17 protein-coding genes are annotated in these 16,289 nt (G+C 58.7%); 10 read left to right on the forward strand and 7 right to left on the reverse strand.

The window, feature by feature from the left end; genetic code table 11:
- Positions 1 to 639: 639 nt before the first annotated feature.
- A complete protein-coding gene (locus AKL29_RS12860) occupies positions 640 to 2,463 on the reverse strand; it encodes an alpha,alpha-trehalose-phosphate synthase (UDP-forming) (RefSeq protein ID WP_050384427.1) in 1,824 nt (607 codons plus the stop codon).
- Between the two features lie 162 nt (positions 2,464 to 2,625).
- Between AKL29_RS12860 and AKL29_RS12865 the strand changes: the two genes are divergently transcribed.
- On the forward strand, positions 2,626 to 2,919 hold the full coding sequence (locus AKL29_RS12865; RefSeq protein WP_050384428.1) for a hypothetical protein: 294 nt from the start codon (positions 2,626 to 2,628) through the stop codon (positions 2,917 to 2,919).
- A 198-nt stretch (positions 2,920 to 3,117) separates the two neighbouring features.
- Here AKL29_RS12865 and AKL29_RS40655 read toward each other — a convergent pair whose 3' ends face one another.
- Complete coding sequence (locus AKL29_RS40655) at positions 3,118 to 3,573, reverse strand: nucleotidyl transferase AbiEii/AbiGii toxin family protein (protein WP_082190576.1); 456 nt, start codon at positions 3,571 to 3,573, stop codon at positions 3,118 to 3,120.
- Between the two features lie 62 nt (positions 3,574 to 3,635).
- Between AKL29_RS40655 and AKL29_RS41860 the strand changes: the two genes are divergently transcribed.
- From AKL29_RS41860 to AKL29_RS12890, 6 genes are all read left to right on the forward strand, one after another.
- Positions 3,636 to 3,836: a hypothetical protein gene (locus AKL29_RS41860; protein WP_152977562.1), complete on the forward strand. Its 201-nt coding sequence runs from the start codon at positions 3,636 to 3,638 to the stop codon at positions 3,834 to 3,836.
- Positions 3,829 to 4,377: an E2/UBC family protein gene (locus AKL29_RS12870; RefSeq protein ID WP_050384429.1), complete on the forward strand. Its 549-nt coding sequence runs from the start codon at positions 3,829 to 3,831 to the stop codon at positions 4,375 to 4,377. The genes AKL29_RS41860 and AKL29_RS12870 overlap by 8 nt, the downstream gene beginning before the upstream one ends.
- Positions 4,322 to 4,792, forward strand: coding sequence for a hypothetical protein (locus tag AKL29_RS41865; RefSeq protein ID WP_152977563.1), 471 nt, complete (start codon positions 4,322 to 4,324; stop codon positions 4,790 to 4,792). Before AKL29_RS12870 ends, AKL29_RS41865 begins: the two co-directional genes overlap by 56 nt.
- Before the next feature lie 18 nt (positions 4,793 to 4,810).
- On the forward strand, positions 4,811 to 5,608 hold the full coding sequence (locus AKL29_RS12880) for a ThiF family adenylyltransferase (protein WP_050384431.1): 798 nt from the start codon (positions 4,811 to 4,813) through the stop codon (positions 5,606 to 5,608).
- A 72-nt stretch (positions 5,609 to 5,680) separates the two neighbouring features.
- On the forward strand, positions 5,681 to 5,935 hold the full coding sequence (locus AKL29_RS12885) for a helix-turn-helix domain-containing protein (protein ID WP_050384432.1): 255 nt from the start codon (positions 5,681 to 5,683) through the stop codon (positions 5,933 to 5,935).
- A complete protein-coding gene (locus tag AKL29_RS12890) occupies positions 5,935 to 7,260 on the forward strand; it encodes a type II toxin-antitoxin system HipA family toxin (protein WP_050384433.1) in 1,326 nt (441 codons plus the stop codon). Before AKL29_RS12885 ends, AKL29_RS12890 begins: the two co-directional genes overlap by 1 nt.
- 288 nt (positions 7,261 to 7,548) lie before the next feature.
- Here the strand turns inward: AKL29_RS12890 and AKL29_RS12895 are convergent, their stop codons facing one another.
- From AKL29_RS12895 to AKL29_RS46645, 5 genes are all read right to left on the reverse strand, one after another.
- A complete protein-coding gene (locus AKL29_RS12895; protein ID WP_244481978.1) occupies positions 7,549 to 8,415 on the reverse strand; it encodes an alpha/beta fold hydrolase in 867 nt (288 codons plus the stop codon).
- Between the two features lie 249 nt (positions 8,416 to 8,664).
- Entirely contained in the window at positions 8,665 to 9,924 is a 1,260-nt protein-coding gene (locus AKL29_RS12900; protein ID WP_244481979.1) for a glycosyltransferase, read from the reverse strand.
- A gap of 714 nt (positions 9,925 to 10,638) precedes the next feature.
- The gene (locus tag AKL29_RS12905) at positions 10,639 to 11,766 is read right to left on the reverse strand and encodes a glycoside hydrolase family 18 protein (protein ID WP_160321745.1); all 1,128 of its coding nucleotides are present in this window, start codon (positions 11,764 to 11,766) and stop codon (positions 10,639 to 10,641) included.
- A 246-nt stretch (positions 11,767 to 12,012) separates the two neighbouring features.
- Positions 12,013 to 12,372 carry a DUF2285 domain-containing protein gene (locus tag AKL29_RS12910; RefSeq protein ID WP_244481980.1) on the reverse strand — a complete coding sequence of 120 codons (360 nt, stop codon included), beginning with the start codon at positions 12,370 to 12,372 and terminating at the stop codon, positions 12,013 to 12,015.
- 232 nt (positions 12,373 to 12,604) lie between these two features.
- The gene (locus AKL29_RS46645) at positions 12,605 to 12,796 is read right to left on the reverse strand and encodes a transcriptional regulator domain-containing protein (RefSeq protein ID WP_050384437.1); all 192 of its coding nucleotides are present in this window, start codon (positions 12,794 to 12,796) and stop codon (positions 12,605 to 12,607) included.
- A gap of 666 nt (positions 12,797 to 13,462) precedes the next feature.
- On the opposite strand from AKL29_RS46645, the gene aepX reads away from it, so the two are divergent.
- From aepX to AKL29_RS12930, 3 genes are all read left to right on the forward strand, one after another.
- Positions 13,463 to 14,329, forward strand: a complete 867-nt coding sequence (aepX, locus tag AKL29_RS12920; protein ID WP_430648870.1) for a phosphoenolpyruvate mutase — start codon at positions 13,463 to 13,465, stop codon at positions 14,327 to 14,329.
- 463 nt (positions 14,330 to 14,792) lie between these two features.
- Complete coding sequence (locus tag AKL29_RS12925) at positions 14,793 to 15,584, forward strand: phosphocholine cytidylyltransferase family protein (protein WP_050384479.1); 792 nt, start codon at positions 14,793 to 14,795, stop codon at positions 15,582 to 15,584.
- Positions 15,585 to 15,590: 6 nt separating this feature from the next.
- A complete protein-coding gene (locus AKL29_RS12930) occupies positions 15,591 to 16,199 on the forward strand; it encodes a CDP-alcohol phosphatidyltransferase family protein (protein WP_050384439.1) in 609 nt (202 codons plus the stop codon).
- Positions 16,200 to 16,289: the final 90 nt, after the last annotated feature.

A 16,289-nucleotide genomic window follows, 5' to 3' on the forward strand; every position in this document is an offset into this window, starting at 1 on the left:
CAACGCGTGTTGGGGCGCGCCTACAGTCAACAACAGGTTCAAGCGCCAGATCAGGTTCTATCTTGAGACAAGATGGCGCAACGAAGCTGTCATCAGCAGCCTTTTAGGGAGCTGGGGTCAGGCTCGAAAGATCCTGAATCGACCGGCGGGACGAGCCCGTGGTCCTTCATCGAAGGCGTACCACGCGAAAGGACGTCATAGGCGCGAGATTTTCAATCGAGAATGCCCGCTGCTAGCCGGGCCATGCGGGCTGGCTGAAGGCGAGTGCAAGCCTGGCTTCGAACTGTTCCGCAACAGCGCTGTTGCGGTCCATAGGCAAGCGCCCATTTCCGGCGCGGAACGATCAACGGATAGCATCACGCCACCCCGTGGCGCCGCCACTCGCATCAGCGTCGTTTACAATTAGCAGCAAGAAGTTGGCTGTATCGCTCCCGTTCTGGTCATGGACCAGTCGCATGCTGGCTTGACGCAGCTCATTAACGTCCCCGGTCATCACCCGGGCCTGCGCGGCCCGCAAGAACCGCGTCAGCGCCAAAGAGCTGGATTATTGCTCTATCCTGCTACAGAGACGTGCAATCCGCCGTGCCATGCTTTTCGCCCGGTCACTCCTCGCCGGCACCGAGCTCTTGCCCGCGACGATTATCGAGCGAAGCCTGTCGGCGCCGTCAGATCCCAGAGTCTGTCCTGCGTATGCTTCAGTGGGGCCGAAAGCGCCTCAAAGGCCGACTTCACGTCTGCGGAGGCAGCCTCCTTTAAAGCGGCATCCGCGGGGTCGATCTCGTTGTAGGCAGTGAGAGCCTCGGCATAGTTCCAGTACAGGGGCATTTGAGCCTCGTTGGTCCAGCCAAGACCGAGATAGTGGAACTGATCAGCCGGAACCGTGACGCGGCTTTTGTCCAGCTCCTGGACATAGTCCGCCGACCATTTGTGAATGGTGTAGGATTTAAGCTTGTGCATCATCGACTGCCAGCGCTCAATGCGCTCGTCGAGCGGCATGTTGGCCGCCTTCGAAATAGCGCGTGCGATCTCTTCGGGGTGATTTGGATCCACCAGCAGCGCCTCATTGAAATCTTCAGCCGCGCCGGCAAACTTCGATAATACCAGAACGCCGGGATCCTTCGGGTCTTGTGCAGCAACATACTCTTTCGCTACCAGATTCATGCCGTCGCGCAACGGTGTCACGACGCCAACATGGGCAGCACGGTAAAGACGCGCGAGTGCAGCCTGGCTGAACGATTCGTTCTTGTAGTGGATCGGCCTCCATTCGTCTGTGCCATGCTGGTTATTGACGTGGTTGATCGCGTTCTCCACGTCGTCCTTGTATCTTTGATATTCTTCGACGTCAGCGCGTGATGACGGGGCGATCTGCAACAGCGAGATGCTGCGCGGCGGCTCGGTGGCCAAAACCTGATTAAATGCCTCGACCCGTTTGTCGATACCCTTCGTGTAGTCGAGCCGGTCTACGCCGATTGCAAGCTTGGCGCCCTCGAAGCTTTGCAACAGCGAGGAGATTCTTTCTTGCTCTGCGGGCGAGAGGTCCGCCGCAAGATAATCCGCGAACTGCTTGGGATCGATACCGATTGGGAACTTTTGAAGTCGCGTCTGGCCGCGCTCCGTCGTCACGACGCCATCCTTGCTCTCCAACCCAAAATGGGTTCGCAGACAAGCCACGAAATTGTTCAGATCGAAGTTCGTCTGAAAGCCGAGCAGATCGTACTTCAGCATCGACTTCATCAGTTCAAGATGATTGGGCACGCGCTCTATCATATCGGGCGTCGGCCACGGCGTATGGAGGAAAAAGCCGGTTGGCCGCTCAATGCCGAGCTCATCCAGAGTGGCCCCGAGGGGGAGCAAATGATAATCATGCACCCAAAATGCGTCCCTATCTCGTACGTCGAAGGCCGCACGCGCAATAAAGTCGTTGACCTCTCGATAGCTGGCATAATCCTCTTGCGAGCCCGACATCCGGTCCGGCAGGGAGTGCAATGCTGGCCATAGCGTCGAATTCGAAAAACCTCGATAGTAGCCAGGATAGTTCGCGGCTGGCAGATCGAGCCTGGCGACATGGCCTGCACCAGTCTCGACGAGTGGCAGGGGTCGCTCGGTCCCGTCGCCGCGGTTCTCCGAAGAGCCCACCCAGACCGCGCCAGAACGTTCCACGACCGGCTCGAGGGCCGCGGCGAGTCCGCCGGTCTGGGGTTTATTGGGGTCGAAGGGTGCAATGCGGTTCGAAATGATGACAAGCTTCAAATCGGGTTGCTGGTTGAGCGCATCGAAGCGATCCTCCACCTCGTCGAACACATTCGGATCAGAAGGACCTCCAGCGGCTTGCTGCTCCAGCGGTATCTCATGCAGGTGCAGGTCAAAGGCCGCGTGGCCTATGGTCTCATCTTGCTGAGCGGCCTGTGATGTACCGCCGGGACCTGATGTTGCCGCGTCGAGAGTGTCATGGATTCGAACCATTACGTAACTCCGTTTGACGATGTTTCCGATTGATGCAGTTCGCAGATCAGCCCCGAGATATCTCCACTTCGCCAGGTTGGCAGGCCCAGCTTTCGGGAAGCTGACCGGACACCAAGCTAAATAGCCGCATCGGTTCACCATCCCCGCGCGCGATTGTGGCGGATGAGGCGCTGGCATGTCGGATTTGAAGGCAAGACCCGGCCTTTTGCCTTCGCTGTGGGTTGGCCGGCCGACGTCGAAAGGCTGATTTCCTTTGCCTTGACTGAAAAGACTTTTGTGAATGGCTTTTCGTTCCGAGGTGTCCCGATCGTCGCTCTCAGGGATTTCGAGGACTTTTTTGACGGCCAGATCCTGTTCAACGTGAGCCTGGGCAAGGTGGCAGCATGTCCAGAGGGATCTTCCAGAAGACCTTCCAGAGTCGCCGGTCAGCGGCCTCGGAGCTCGAAGCGTATCTGAACGAGCCCCTCAGACGATTGGAATTCGCAAAGCGCCTTAAAATCCGGGCATCGATCGCAGACCGACACACGAGGTCAGCATCTCCTACCGCAGATACGAATTCGAAGTTGTTAACGTGATTTCGTCCGCGGATCGGGATTCGCCTTAGCGCCCTGCCGATGCTGGGCGGTTGTCCAGGACGGCTTGTTGGCTCGCGTTTCAATGTCCGCACAGCGCTGCATCAACCCATCGAACTTGTCTGGTGTGTCGAGCAAAAGCCCGTCGTCCACCATGTGCTTGTAATCTTGCTCTAGGACGTCTCGCGTCTCCTCCCTCAGGGACGAGCTTCAATGCACCACCGACGGTTGCGCGATAGTCGATGACCAAGCCTGCGGCATCCTTATCCGAGAAAAACCAGGAGTTGTGCTCCGCGACAACCGCAGCAAGCTTCCGGTCTTTCAGCGCCTTCTCTGCAATTCCGGCATCGTCCAATCGGACAAGATCGTACCAGTGGCGAGCAAAACGCTCGCCTTTCAATTTGCCTTGAACGCAAAAAACATAGATCGCGGTAGCCTTTTCCCAGAAAGTACGCTCCGCTTTCATGGTCTTCGGCGTGGCCGTTGGAAATTCGAGCGTCGCGAGATATTGGGCGGCGTCGCAAACGACCTCGTGTATCTCGCTCGGCTCGCCCGTGGACCCGCGAGCAACGCCAGCAGGCCATCAAGACTGCCAACGCGATGCACGAGCAGCTGGATGACGCGATCAACCATTGCTACTTGTCAGAAATCGCCGTGGACCATCTGAAAGCCATCTTCGGCGAGCGAATTCCCAATCGTCCTGATCTCGTCAAAGCTCACGCCGCTGCGGCTGCGGCTGTCGTAGCTGCACCGGCCATCATCTCGCCGGCGCCGTCTGTGGGGCGGTCGACCAGTGGATGAGCAGGAGGGCCTCCGAGCAATCGATGCGGCGCTGAGACAGGAGGGCTTCAAGAAGAATTGGAGCCAGAGCGCGCATCCATACTACGTCGGCCGGATCGACCGGCATGGTCTGGAGGCCGAGGTGTCGATCGAGGTGCCTGACCTAGATTTCGTCGATCCCCCGGTCATCAAACTGCTCTCGCGCGGCAAAGCGGAAGGTAAGCGAACGCCGCATTTGCTCAGGCCAGACGACATGATCTGCTATGTCGCAAGAAATGCCATGGTGTTCGATCGGTACGACCCCGGGGGGACCGTTCTGCAATGTCTGAAGCTGGCGGAGAAGGTTCTGGGCGATGGGCTTCGTGGCCGTTCCGATCTCGACTACGTCGACGAATTCAGCCAGTACTGGGCTGCCGGCCCTTTAATCCTGGTGGATCTGCCAGAGGGTTTTCAAGGCGAGGGTGAGATATTCTTTCGGGCTGTCACGGACGGCCAACGACAAGCTGGTGCTGGCGCAGAAGGAGGGCCTCGCCCCTTCCCTCAAGGCGCTTCATGCGGCTAATCGCGGCACCAAGGCTACTCCGGAAACTGCACCTTGCCGGATCGTGCGGGTAGCTTTCGATCTGGGCGCAGATGGGGGCGGAGTCCTGCCCCGCAATCTTCGAGCCCTGGCCGCATTCCTCGACCGGATTGGCGTCGCAAGCGAATTGGAGCCCGCGCTGGGGCTGGGCACCGGTCTGACGCGTTGGATCGCAATCTGCGCACCCAATGCCATCTGTCTCGCCGAGATCCAGATCCCCAAACGCTTTGATCGTCCCGAATTGATGAAATCCCGGAAGTCGGCTCTGCCGAAGATCCTGCTCGACCATACCGAGGATGTGTCGAACGCCATCTGGGCTCTCCAATCGATGAACGCTTTCTCTTCCAGCGCAATCTTGGCACTGAGCCGAGCCTCGCCGGAAAGAACATTATTCTGATCGGCTGCGGGACCATCGGTGGATTTCTCGGCCTACAATCTCGCGCAAAGCGGCGCCGGTTCGCTGGGAGGATGCCTCACCCTGATCGACTCCGATAGATTATCGCCGGCCAATCTCGGGCGGCATATTCTCGGGATCTCCTTTCTTGGCCGGAACAAAGCGGACGGTTGTGCCGAGTACATTCGCGGACAGCTTCCGCACCTCGCAATCGAAAGCCGTCCTCTGGACGCGACCGCGATCCTGGCGTCGTTGTCAGGCGACCTGATCATCGACGCAACGGGTGAAGAACCATTCTCCATTGCCTTGAATCATCATGCCCTCTCGCGGCGACCGAACTTTCCGCCGGTTCTTCACGCCTGGATCGTCGGCAACGGCGGTGTGACCCAGGCTTTGCTCTGCGATGGACCGGAGCACGGGTGCTTCAAGTGCCAAAAGCCCAAGCTTGCCAGCGAACCGCGCTATAGGGTCCTGCGTCCAGACTCCGGCAACGAGCTGCAACGCAATCCTGCCTGCGGAGACGGCCTCTCACCGTTCCCGGTCTCGGCATCGATGTCGGCGGCAGCCCTGGCCCTTGACCTTGTTCTCGCATGGAACAGCGGCGATCTGAGGCATCGCTACCGAACCCGTGTGCTCGATCCGGATCGCAGCTTCCAGATCAAGGATATGAACCTCACGCCCGCTCCAGAGTACCCGGCTTGCCGAACGCGCAATCCTCGCGATCAGCAAATTGTTGAGGTAATTGCGCTGATTCCGGACCCTGAACGGATTCATACTCGCGATCGCGTATATTCTTTTGCCATACGGGTTTGCGTATAGAGCCTAAATATCCGAGATCGCGTATATTGACAAAATATACGCGATAAAGTATATTCTTACTGGAGGTTGGATATGACCCAGGATATTGCCCGCACGGAAAAGCAGCTGGGAGCCATATTACGCCGGGCTCGCAAACAGGCCGGACTGACGCAGTCCGATCTGGGCAAGCGCATGCACCTGCGCCAGGGAACAGTTTCCCGCCTGGAGGGGGGCGCGCCTGCAATCCAGTTGCGCACCCTGATGGAAACCCTGGCGGCCCTTGATCTCGAGTTGGTCATCCGCCCGCGCAGCAAGGCGAGCGCTGCCGACATTGAAAGCGTCTTCTGATGGCCCGTCCGAGAACAAACGCTCCCTTGCATGTGTTCGTCAACGGACGGTTGGTCGGCACGCTTCGGCGGGAGTCAAGCGGAGCAATCGATTTCCGGTACGATCCGCAATGGCTGGCCTGGAAAGCCACTTTTCCGATTTCTCTATCGCTGCCCCTTCGGGAGGACCGCTACATCGGCGCGCCGGTCATCAACGTATTCGACAATCTGCTCCCCGATAGCGAACAGATCCGCAGACGCGTGGCCGAACGTGTTGGGGCGACTGGAATCGATGCCTATAGCATGCTGACCGCGCTCGGGCATGATTGCGTTGGCGCGCTCCAGTTTCTGCCTGAAGGGATTGATCCAGGTCCGGCCGGGAAGGTCGATGGGAAACCGATCAGTAACGCCGATATTGGCAAGATCATCCAGAACCTCGCCGCCGCTCCGCTGGGGGTTGGCGAGGATGAGGAATTCAGAATTTCGATTGCGGGCGCGCAGGAGAAAACCGCCTTACTTCGCCGCGATGGCAAATGGTACAAGCCGGTCGGCACTGCCGCGACCACGCACATTCTTAAGCCGCAAATTGGCCAGCTGCCAAACGGCATAGACCTGTGCAACAGCGTTGAGAACGAATATTTCTGCCTGAAACTGCTGTCCGGCCTCGGCGTGCCAACTGCCAACGCGGAGATCGGTGACTTCGGGGGACGCCGAACGCTCATCATCGAGCGATTTGATCGCCGCTGGACAGGCGACGGGCGCTTGCTGCGCCTTCCCCAAGAAGATGTTTGCCAGTCTCTGTCGGTCCCGCCCTCGAGGAAATACCACTCGGAAGGCGGCCCGGGGATGAAAGAGATTCTGGAGCTACTCAAGGGCAGCGACGCGCCGGCCGAGGATCTGGCGACATTCATGCGCGCAGCCATCGCGTTCTGGCTTGTTGGAGCAACGGACGGTCACGCCAAGAACTTCAGTGTGTTTCTAAGCCCCGGCGGGCGCTTCCGCCTCGCTCCCCTGTATGACGTGCTCGCCGCCCAACCGAGCCTGGATGCAAAGCAGATTCAACCCAAGGCGTTCAAGCTCGCGATGTCTGTCGGCAAAAGCCGTCACTATAGAATGAGCGAAATTCAGCCTCGCCACTTCATCCAGACGGCCGAAATTTCCGGTGTCGGAGCTACCGTCGTCCGTGCAATTTTCGAGTCTCTGGTAGAAAGTTTCGAGCCGGCTTTCGCCCGGGTTCTTGAAAAGCTTCCGAAGAACTTTCCGTCGGAACTGACGGAGTCGATACGGATCGCTGCTCTGCACCGGATCACCAAGATCAAGGAAGCCAGGTCCGATGCAGCATCTTGATTCCGGCTGAGACCAATAAAGGGTGCCGCCGGCAGCAAGGGATCCTTGAGGTTCGACGCATGCGTTTTTGGAAAACATAAACAACGCGCGCCTCATCTCACAGAGCCCCGATCTCAGTTCGAGATCAAAACGGCATTTCAGCTCCCACGAAATATTGGAAGGAACGCGATCTCGAAAGCACCCTCGGCGACGGGAGTCGTCCACATCGGAAAGGCGAACCCAACAGGATCAATTCGCCTTAGCCATCAATCTTGCACGCGATCACAGTCAACTCGATATTTCCGACGTCTATTTAAGGCTTCTACATCTAGTCCGGCGGAGGCCGACGGCCAAGAAGCGATCCAGCATGGCATTGACCTGGTCGGCAACCTCGATTGTGTTGAAATGTCCGGCGAGCATTGTCTTCGCTATTACCAGCTGTGGACAGATCTCCTGCAGACGATCCAGGTCGCGCGTCACGTTCACAAGCGGAACATCTGCGGAAATATAGGCCATGGGAATCCGGCAGGCTTCTGCTGCAGGGACGGGATCATAATTCAAGGTTGCGTTCCTTATCATCGAATAGGCCACATGCTGTGGCGTTTTTTCGCAAGACGGAAGCACATAGGTCTCGTAGATCATCTTTCGCCGGGTGGGATCGTCAAAATCGCAGCCCATCTCCCACGCGTTCGCCTTTGAGACCGCTAGATAGTCGGGTCCGCCAATGCCTTCCAGTAGCCTTGTAAGCTCGCGAGATTCGCGCAAGATCGGAGACGGCATGACGATTGTGTCGATCATGACCACGCCTGAGGCCAGGTCAGGATAGCGGCCGCACAGTTCGAGCGCGATCCGGCCTCCCATGCTGTGGCCGATCACAACCGGCTTGAGCAATTCCAGCTGAGCGCATTGCCAAGCGATATCGTCAGCAAATCCTGCGATGGTGTACTCCTGCTCGGGTGCATCGCTGGCGCCGTGGCCGCGAATATTGACGGCCACGACACGACGGCTTTGAGCAAAATGGGCGATCTGCGGCGTGAAGATGCCGTGGTCGCCGGTCCAGCCATTGATAAGGAGCAGCGGAGGGGTTTGCGGGGCTGCAGGTCCGACCTCAACATGTGCCAAACGTACGCCGTCGCGACACAACAAGACGGGCTGCAATGTGCCACAGGAAATCACGGTCTTTCCTCCTTAACTTGGTTGGCATTCAAGCGAGCTGGACGAGATGTCCGGCCGAACGAACGACGCCAGAAGACGAGGCAACAGGGTGAAGGCGAACGAATTGGGATGAATGCGCACGGCTTTATTTCTCGTGATCTGTGTCAGGGCTGGCGCCATCGCAGCTTTGAGCTATTTCGTCAGGGAGACAATGCATTCGACCGGGCACCCGCCCTCGAGATCGCCGGATCGGGACCGGGATGCAGTTCGTCACGAGCGGCTTCGTCGCCGTCGTCCGATCGCGGCAAGGATCTCCATCTCCTGGACAAGAGGCGATGTATCGATATCGGCTTTGATAACTTCGCCGAGCTTTCGGGCTGCGACCTTGAATTGCGATCCTTCGATCAGCTGCTTTGTCGCTGTCGCTATCTCCGGTTCGGATGCTGTCGGTGGCAATCGAAGCCCTACGCCCTTTGCTTCGACCCTTGCAGCGTTCGCCGATTGGTCTCGTCCCATTGGCAGAATGAGTTGCGGCAAAGCATTGATGATTGAACGGGTGACCGTCCCGTGGCCTCCCTGAGATATGACAAGAGAAACATCCTTCATAACGGTGTCGTGGGGCGCGCCGCAAACCAGATGGACGTTCTTCGGAGCATGAAAACCGGCTATGTCCAGATTCGGACCTGCGGTGAAAACAGCTTCGATATCCATGGCGCCGACGGCATTGATGACGCGTTGGAACAAGTCTCGCTGGCCCTGCGCTCCCGTGCTGCAGGCGATCAGCGCGCGGGGACGATCGAGTCCCGCGGACCAGGGAGCCTGCCACGACCTGGACCAGTCCGGCACATCGAGCAAGGGTCCGATATAGCGGAAGCTGCCCGGAAGAGCGTCTGCCTTGAAATCGAAGGCCTGGCTGATTGCCAACAGAACTCGATCAGCCTGGTCGAACAGGTCCATGGCGTCTGGAAGAACAGGCAGGCCGAAATCGACGCGGGCTCTATTGAGGACAGGAAGGGACGCGTTCATCGCCGCAGCGAGCGCAGCAGAGGCTGCCTCGACCTCGGCGCGCTCCTTTGGCGTTTTCGGTTGCCCCAGCCCGGAAGTCGCAGGCGGCATTCCGGGAAGAATCCGAATGCTGACGTGCGGCGAGAGAAACGCGAAAGGCACGCCAGATGCCTGCGCCCCGACCGCCGCGCCAAACAGGAGGTCGAGACCGAGGACCGCATCTGTTGACACGCGGGCAATCTCGTCGCGAATATCGGCCGCATAGGCAGAGCAAGGCTCAAACACGACCCTGCGCATGCGATCTCGCAAGTCCGAGACATCCGTTGGGTCCGCGGCCTCCCCCTTCGGGCCGCGGCGCCATGTCACGAATTCGAAATCACCGGCCTCGACTTCTGACCGCATGGCCGGATCGGCGATCACCCGGACATGATGACCGTGCCGGCGCAATCGTCGAGCCGCTGTAAGCAGCGGACTGAGATTTCCCAACGTGCCCCACGAGGCGAAGAGAAAATTGTAGGATGTCACAGCCACTCCTTTGCAGTCGCGCATTAGAAAATTCGCACTCTCGTCATGCGACGCTACTCGAATTCGCGCGTGCGCCCCTGGGACGCTGCATGCGAGCAGTCCGGCAGGCGGGAGACGGAAGCGTATTACCCGCATGACAGAAGCGCGCCGGGCTTCCAACGCGCTGGAGCGATGTGGCGCGATTCTTCGAAGAGAACGCGACCGACGCATCGAGATGGTGCCCTCACGCCTAGTGCGCCGAAGTACAGGATCTCTTGAAGAGAAGCGTGAAGCTCGTGACTTGTCGATGATTCATTGACGCCGCGTGTCGTTTCGTCATGGCCTCAAACCTACAAGCTCACGCCACGTGAGATGCAAGTTGTTTTTGGCAGTCTCGCAGACCTCATTTTAGTCTGCCGCCGGCGAAGTGCGCCTCCGCGCACTCCTGACTTTCGAGGAAGAGAAACGAGCTGCCTAATGCTACTTGTTCCGCCATCTGATCCGCCTGTCGCGACCCGCCGGGATCTACAACCTCGCCGCGCAAGGTCACAACCCGCAATCCGCTGCGTACGTCACATCCCGACAGAAGACATGCATGGCCGCCAGCATGCCCCTGGAACGTCGCCACCGAATTGTCAGATTTCCGACATTGCCGGCTTCAACCGACGTGGCTCTGATCTGACAGCACCGTAGTCCGCATCTGACGTGTTTTGACGCGACGCGATGGCCACGATCCTATTCGGATGTTCGCCCGGGAGGGACGTGGAGAGCCGCGAGTAGCGAACCGTCGTCGGCAAACAGGTCCCAGATCATGATCCCGGCAAGTTTACGCTCGCGCGCGTACTTCGCCTTGCGTGCGATGGAGAGCGGATCGTCGTAGCTGATCCATATGCGCCGTTTGGCGTCATAGAGCCACGGTACCTGGGCCTCCTCGCTCCAATACCGGCGAAAGCCCTGCTCTTGCGGTCGCCGGGCAACAAGCTCTCGATAATCGATGCCGTCGCTCCCTCCCCACTCCCCGCTCTCCGCCGCCCCCTTTTGAAAGAGCCCGCTGTGCTCCTGCGGAATGTCGGCAACAGCCCGGCCATAGAAGGCTACTCCGAGCGTGATCCTGCCCGGCGGCACACCGGCCCGGATCAAGGCATTCACACTTGCGTCGACATTCAGATCGGGATCCGGATCGCCTGCGCTGGCGAACAGCGGAGCATTGAAGCCGGCAAAGGCCGAGCCCGCGTGATAGTCATAGGCCATCAGATGGATCCGGTCGACCAGCCGGGCCAGAGCGGCCGCCTCTAGATTGACAATCTTGTCGGGCGCGGCCGAAACGGCAATGGTGAGCTCCAGCTCCCTGCGCCCCTGTGCGGAAAAGGCGGTGAGCTTGCGGCGGAGTTCGGCGATCAGGAGCGTGAAATTTGTACGGTCCTCGGGGCGTGCGAGATTTCCTGCGCGTCCTCCCGAGACGGGAAACTCCCAATCGACGTCCACACCATCGAACAGAGCAGGATACGGCCGAAAGAACGCCTCGATGACAGATTGCGCGAAGCGCGCGCGCGAGAGCGGCGTGGCAGCGGCGGCCGAGAAATATTTCGATCCGCTCCATCCGCCCAGTGAAATCAGGATCCGAAGCTCCGGACTATTCCGCTTCAATTCGGCGAGCTGTGCGAAATTGCCGCCGAACGGATTCGAGGGCGAGGCTCCGTCGCAGGCTCCTGCGTCGGCGCAGCGATCCGCAAGTTCGGCCAGTCCGTCCGCAGAAACGGTACCGAACGCATACATCAAATGGGTCAGCTCGCGAGCCGGGATCGTCTTGATGCTTGGACCGCCTGGCCGGGCCTTCCACGGGGCGACATAGCCGGCGACCACGGGGCTTCTGGCCGGCGCGGTTCGCCCCCGCTGCATCTGCGCGTATCCGCACAGGAGGGTAGACAATCCGGCAGCGGCGAACGTTCGGCGACTAACGGCCACGACGCACGACCTTAAGTTCTCTGTCGGACTGCCCCTTCGTACCAACCGACATCTCGATCACCTCTATGATATCGCCCCTCGCAACCGCGCACCTACTAACCTCGCACCGACCTGGTCCGCAGCGTTAGCCGATCAGCAAAGAGCTCAGGAGATGTCGTCCTTATCTTTGCCCTTGCGCCGGAGCAAGTCACGATAGCCACCCCGCATGAGACGCAGTCCCATCTGGACCAGACGAATGGTCCGGCTACGCAGATCGTGTGTCTTCCAGCCTCGACCCGGAATGCGGTTCATTCCAAACAGGCCTTGCGCGATCTCACGATAGCTGTTCCCTTCCAGCCATCCGTCCACGCCACGCAGAGCGAAGCTATGACGGTGCCGGCTCGCAATCGATTGAGCAAGAGGGGGCGGTCCGACCGGGCGCTGTTCGAGCGCTAGCCACAATCGATGAGCTGCGCGCAAACGGATGTCGAAGTTGCGATCTAGCGGCAGGTCGAGGGCAACCAACGAGCCGCTGGGTACGAGTTCTCTCAGCCAAAGACGATGCCTTACTCCGCCGAGTGGCACGATAGCATGCCATCCATCTGGAGCCTCACGAAGGTCGTGGCCCACCAGATTGCCGAAATCAAGTTCATAGGTTTTGGAATCTGTCGAGCAGGTCGCCTGGCGGACGGTTAGGACGGTCGACAGTGCCTCAGGTGCCCAGAAAACAGCTTGGTCGACGAACGCCTTCTGTGGATCAGCCGGGAAACGTCAGTCCCCACTTCCTTCGGAAGGCGTCCGTCGCGCTGGATTGTTTGCTGCTGACCAGAGTCCTGTAGTCTTTTTGATACTCGCGATCGCGGCGTAGCCACTCCCAGGCTATGTCAACCGCTTCGGCCGTCTTGATCTCATGGTACGAGTTCTCTGATCTCCAGTCCGCACCTAGCATCGCAACTTTTTCCCTGCACAATTAAATGCACACAAAGGAAACTGCAACCTTGTGACGATTTATGGTTGTGCTCTCGCTGTGATCCAGTGTTTGGCGCATTCGCGCGATGAAACGATCGACTTTTTCGATTGGAACGGACTCTGATCTGTTGCAGACGCTTTCATCTTCACTCTTCGGCGGCCCCCTGCGTAGCCGATCACGCCAGCCGGCGCGTCCTGCCCAGCGATCATACTGTTGCTACTGTTACGAGACTCTATGCTGGCGAATTGGGCTTCCCCTACCTGGCTTTGACGGCGACTTGACCCCTCGTTGCTATCCGAACGCCTGATCAACCGAAGATGGCGCGATAAAGATAAACCGAACCGTCGCGCAACCGCAGAGCCTCCAGACCGCGGAAAGGATTGCAAGATCAGCGTCGCTCGAGCGGGCATCTTGTGATCGTCTGGCTTAATCCGAGTTCTTTCCGCACGGCGGCGGCGAGACCCAGCAATTTGAGTTCAAGTCAAGCTACCAAGGCTCTTGATTGATCGAGATGACAGGGGCGTGTCACCTTCATTGACGAACGTCGGCAGGTCAGGCGCACAAGGAAGCGGCATGCAAGAACAAGCACCATCTGTCCTCGCCAAAGGCTCTGCTCAATCCGCGGATTGCTCATTTGCCGAATTGATGCGCGCCCAGGTCTGCTGCAGCAGCGAACTCTCATTCCTCATGGAAGCGCATGACGGCCTCTCCGCCGCGATCGCTGAGCGCGCAGGTTTCAAGGGCCTGTGGGCATCTGGTCTGTCGATAGCCTCCTCTCTCGGCTACCGCGACGCCAACGAGGCATCATGGAATCAGCTTGTCGACGTCGTCGAGCGGATTGTGGAGACCAGCCAACTTCCGGTTCTGGTCGACGGAGATGGCGGCTTCGGCAACTTCAATAACGCTCGCCTGGTGGCGCGCAAACTCCGTCAGCGTGGCGCTGCGGGTGTCGCGCTGGAAGACAGCTGTTTTCCGAAGACGAATTCATTTGTTGGTGATCGGCATCCCCTCGCCGACATCGATGAATTCTCGGGCCGCTTGCGCGCCGTAAAGGACACGGTCGCGGACGATCTCATCCTCGTGGCCCGCATCGAGGCATTAATCGCCGGGCAAGGAATGGACGACGCAATTTCGCGCGCACACGCTTACGCCGATGCCGGGGCCGATGCGATCCTGATTCATTCGCGCAGGACCGCAGCCGACGAAATCCTCGCGTTCATGCGCGCCTGGCAAAACAGGCTGCCGGTGGTGATTGTTCCAACGAAATACTATCGGACGCCGGTCTCCGCCTATCGCAAAGCCCGGATTTCTACAGTGATCTGGGCCAACCACTCCGTGCGAGCAGCAATAGCGGCAATGCGGCAGGTCTGCGGTCGCATCTTCGCTGAGGAAAGCCCTGTGAGCATTGAGCCCAATATCGCAACGCTCGACGAGCTCTTCGAACTGTTCAAGTACAACGAACTCGCCGAGGCGGAAGCGCGATATCTGCATTCTAGAGACACCCGGCAATAGCCTCATTCCCGCATTCGTGTACATGCTCCGGCCGCCATGCAACCATCTGCTCCACGACAGCATTCCGCTTCACTTTCCGGCGAGGTGCTTTTTAACAGTACTCGTGCTGGAAACAGCACCAAACGGCACGAAAGTTCTTACCAGGCTGACCACTGCACCGCTGCGATGCCCCGCGCCGATCCCCTCACCTGGCGGAACAACCTACTGAGATCTACGAGCGCACTGAACCGGCCGATAGGGACGATATTTCGTCCCTGTTGAATGCGGGGTCCTCTGAAAGATCTCCCTAGGCGTCACGCCGCACTCGCGAGTTCCTGCAGTATCTTAATCGACGGAGAGCGCTCATGGCCGGGTTTGCCAGCGTCCATTGTCGTCTCTAGCTCGGACGGCCCGGATATTGCGTGTCGAATTCGCGACGGCTTGGAACAAAGACGAGATATCCCCCGACAATGAAGCGGCTCAAATGGCTATCAATGCACCCAAGAAAGCCGTGATCCTCGCCGCCGGCGTCGGCTCTCGCCTTCGACCGCTGACGGATCTACGGCCGAAGCCCTTGGTCGAGGTCAACGGCATGCCGATCCTCCACAATGCTCTGCGCAACTTGGAAGCCGTTGGCGTCGAAGAGGTGACGCTCGTGGTCGGTTACCGCAAGGATGCTATTCAATACGCGTGCGGTCGCCGCTTCGGTACGCTTGGGATCAACTATGTGGATTCGCAGGCCTTCGACCGTACCGGCAGCGCCTATTCGCTCTGGCTCGCGCGCGACGCGCTGCTTTCCGGGGACTGCTTTCTCCTCGAGGGCGACGTCTTCTTCGAGGAGGATGCGCTACGTTATCTGCTGCTCAGCCAGGCGAGCAACGTGGCTGCAATCGCTCCCTTCGATGAATTGATGGAAGGGTCGGCAGTTCTGTTGTCGGATAGCGGCCTCATCTCGGAGTTCCGCATGAAGCAAAGCGGGGCGAACCTGGCCACGAATGGGCCAAGGCTTTTCAAGACAATGAACCTGTTACGATTTTCGGCACCGACTCTCCAGGCGACGATCGTTCCAGCGCTGGACGAGATCATCGGGTCCGGAGTGACCCAGGCCTACACAGAGGAGCTTCTTTCTTATCTTGTTGAACTGCGTGGCCTGCAGCTGGCAACGGCGCGATGCGATCACCTCAGGTGGTATGAAATCGACACTCCTGAAGATCTGCACATCGCAGAGCGCATTTTCAGAGGAGCGCAGCGCCAAAGCACGACTCGAAGACGGTGAAGTCCAATGCTCAAATATCTCTGGGATCCAGCGAATGCCATAACAACCGGGGGCCTTCTTTTTTCGTCCGCCAGTCTGTTTCTTGCTCTTTCAGGTCGTCTTGAGCTGTCGATAGCCGCAGCCCTTTGGGCCGTCCTATGCGATCACCTGGACGGGATCGTGGCAGCTCGCACAAGGCATCGCCATCCAGATGTTGCAAAGATGGGAAAGAGCCTCGACGGGTTCGCTGACATTATTTACGGAGCCGTTTTGCCCGCCGCAATTGTAATCCAGCTCAGCCGCTCCTCCATTCTTGCCTTGATAACTGCAACCGCCTTGCTCACAGCAGGGGCAATCAGGCTCAGCTACTTTGTGAACTTCGGCAAGTCAGCCGATGGGCGTTTCCTGGGGGTTCCGCTATCGTATGATGTTCCGATAATGGCAGCTGTTTTTGTTGTTCGACCGCTGTTTCCAAGTGACCTATTCGTAACTCTAACGCTCAGCATCTTTCTCGTACTTGCCGGACTGCATGTTTCATCTATCCGGGTGCCATCGCCGAGCCCGGCCATGTATGCCGCGATCACCGTCTTCGCCATAGTCGCTTCGACCGTCCTCGCATTGAGGCCTTTCGATTAGACCGGTCCGAGCACGAGGCATAGAGACGCAAGCTTCGCAGAACCAAGGAGCGCCTTAACTATGCGCATCGTCGCAGTTCACGAGACTCCG

The sequence above is a fragment of the Bradyrhizobium pachyrhizi genome (assembly GCF_001189245.1).
GTDB classification, from domain to species: Bacteria; Pseudomonadota; Alphaproteobacteria; order Rhizobiales; family Xanthobacteraceae; genus Bradyrhizobium; species Bradyrhizobium pachyrhizi.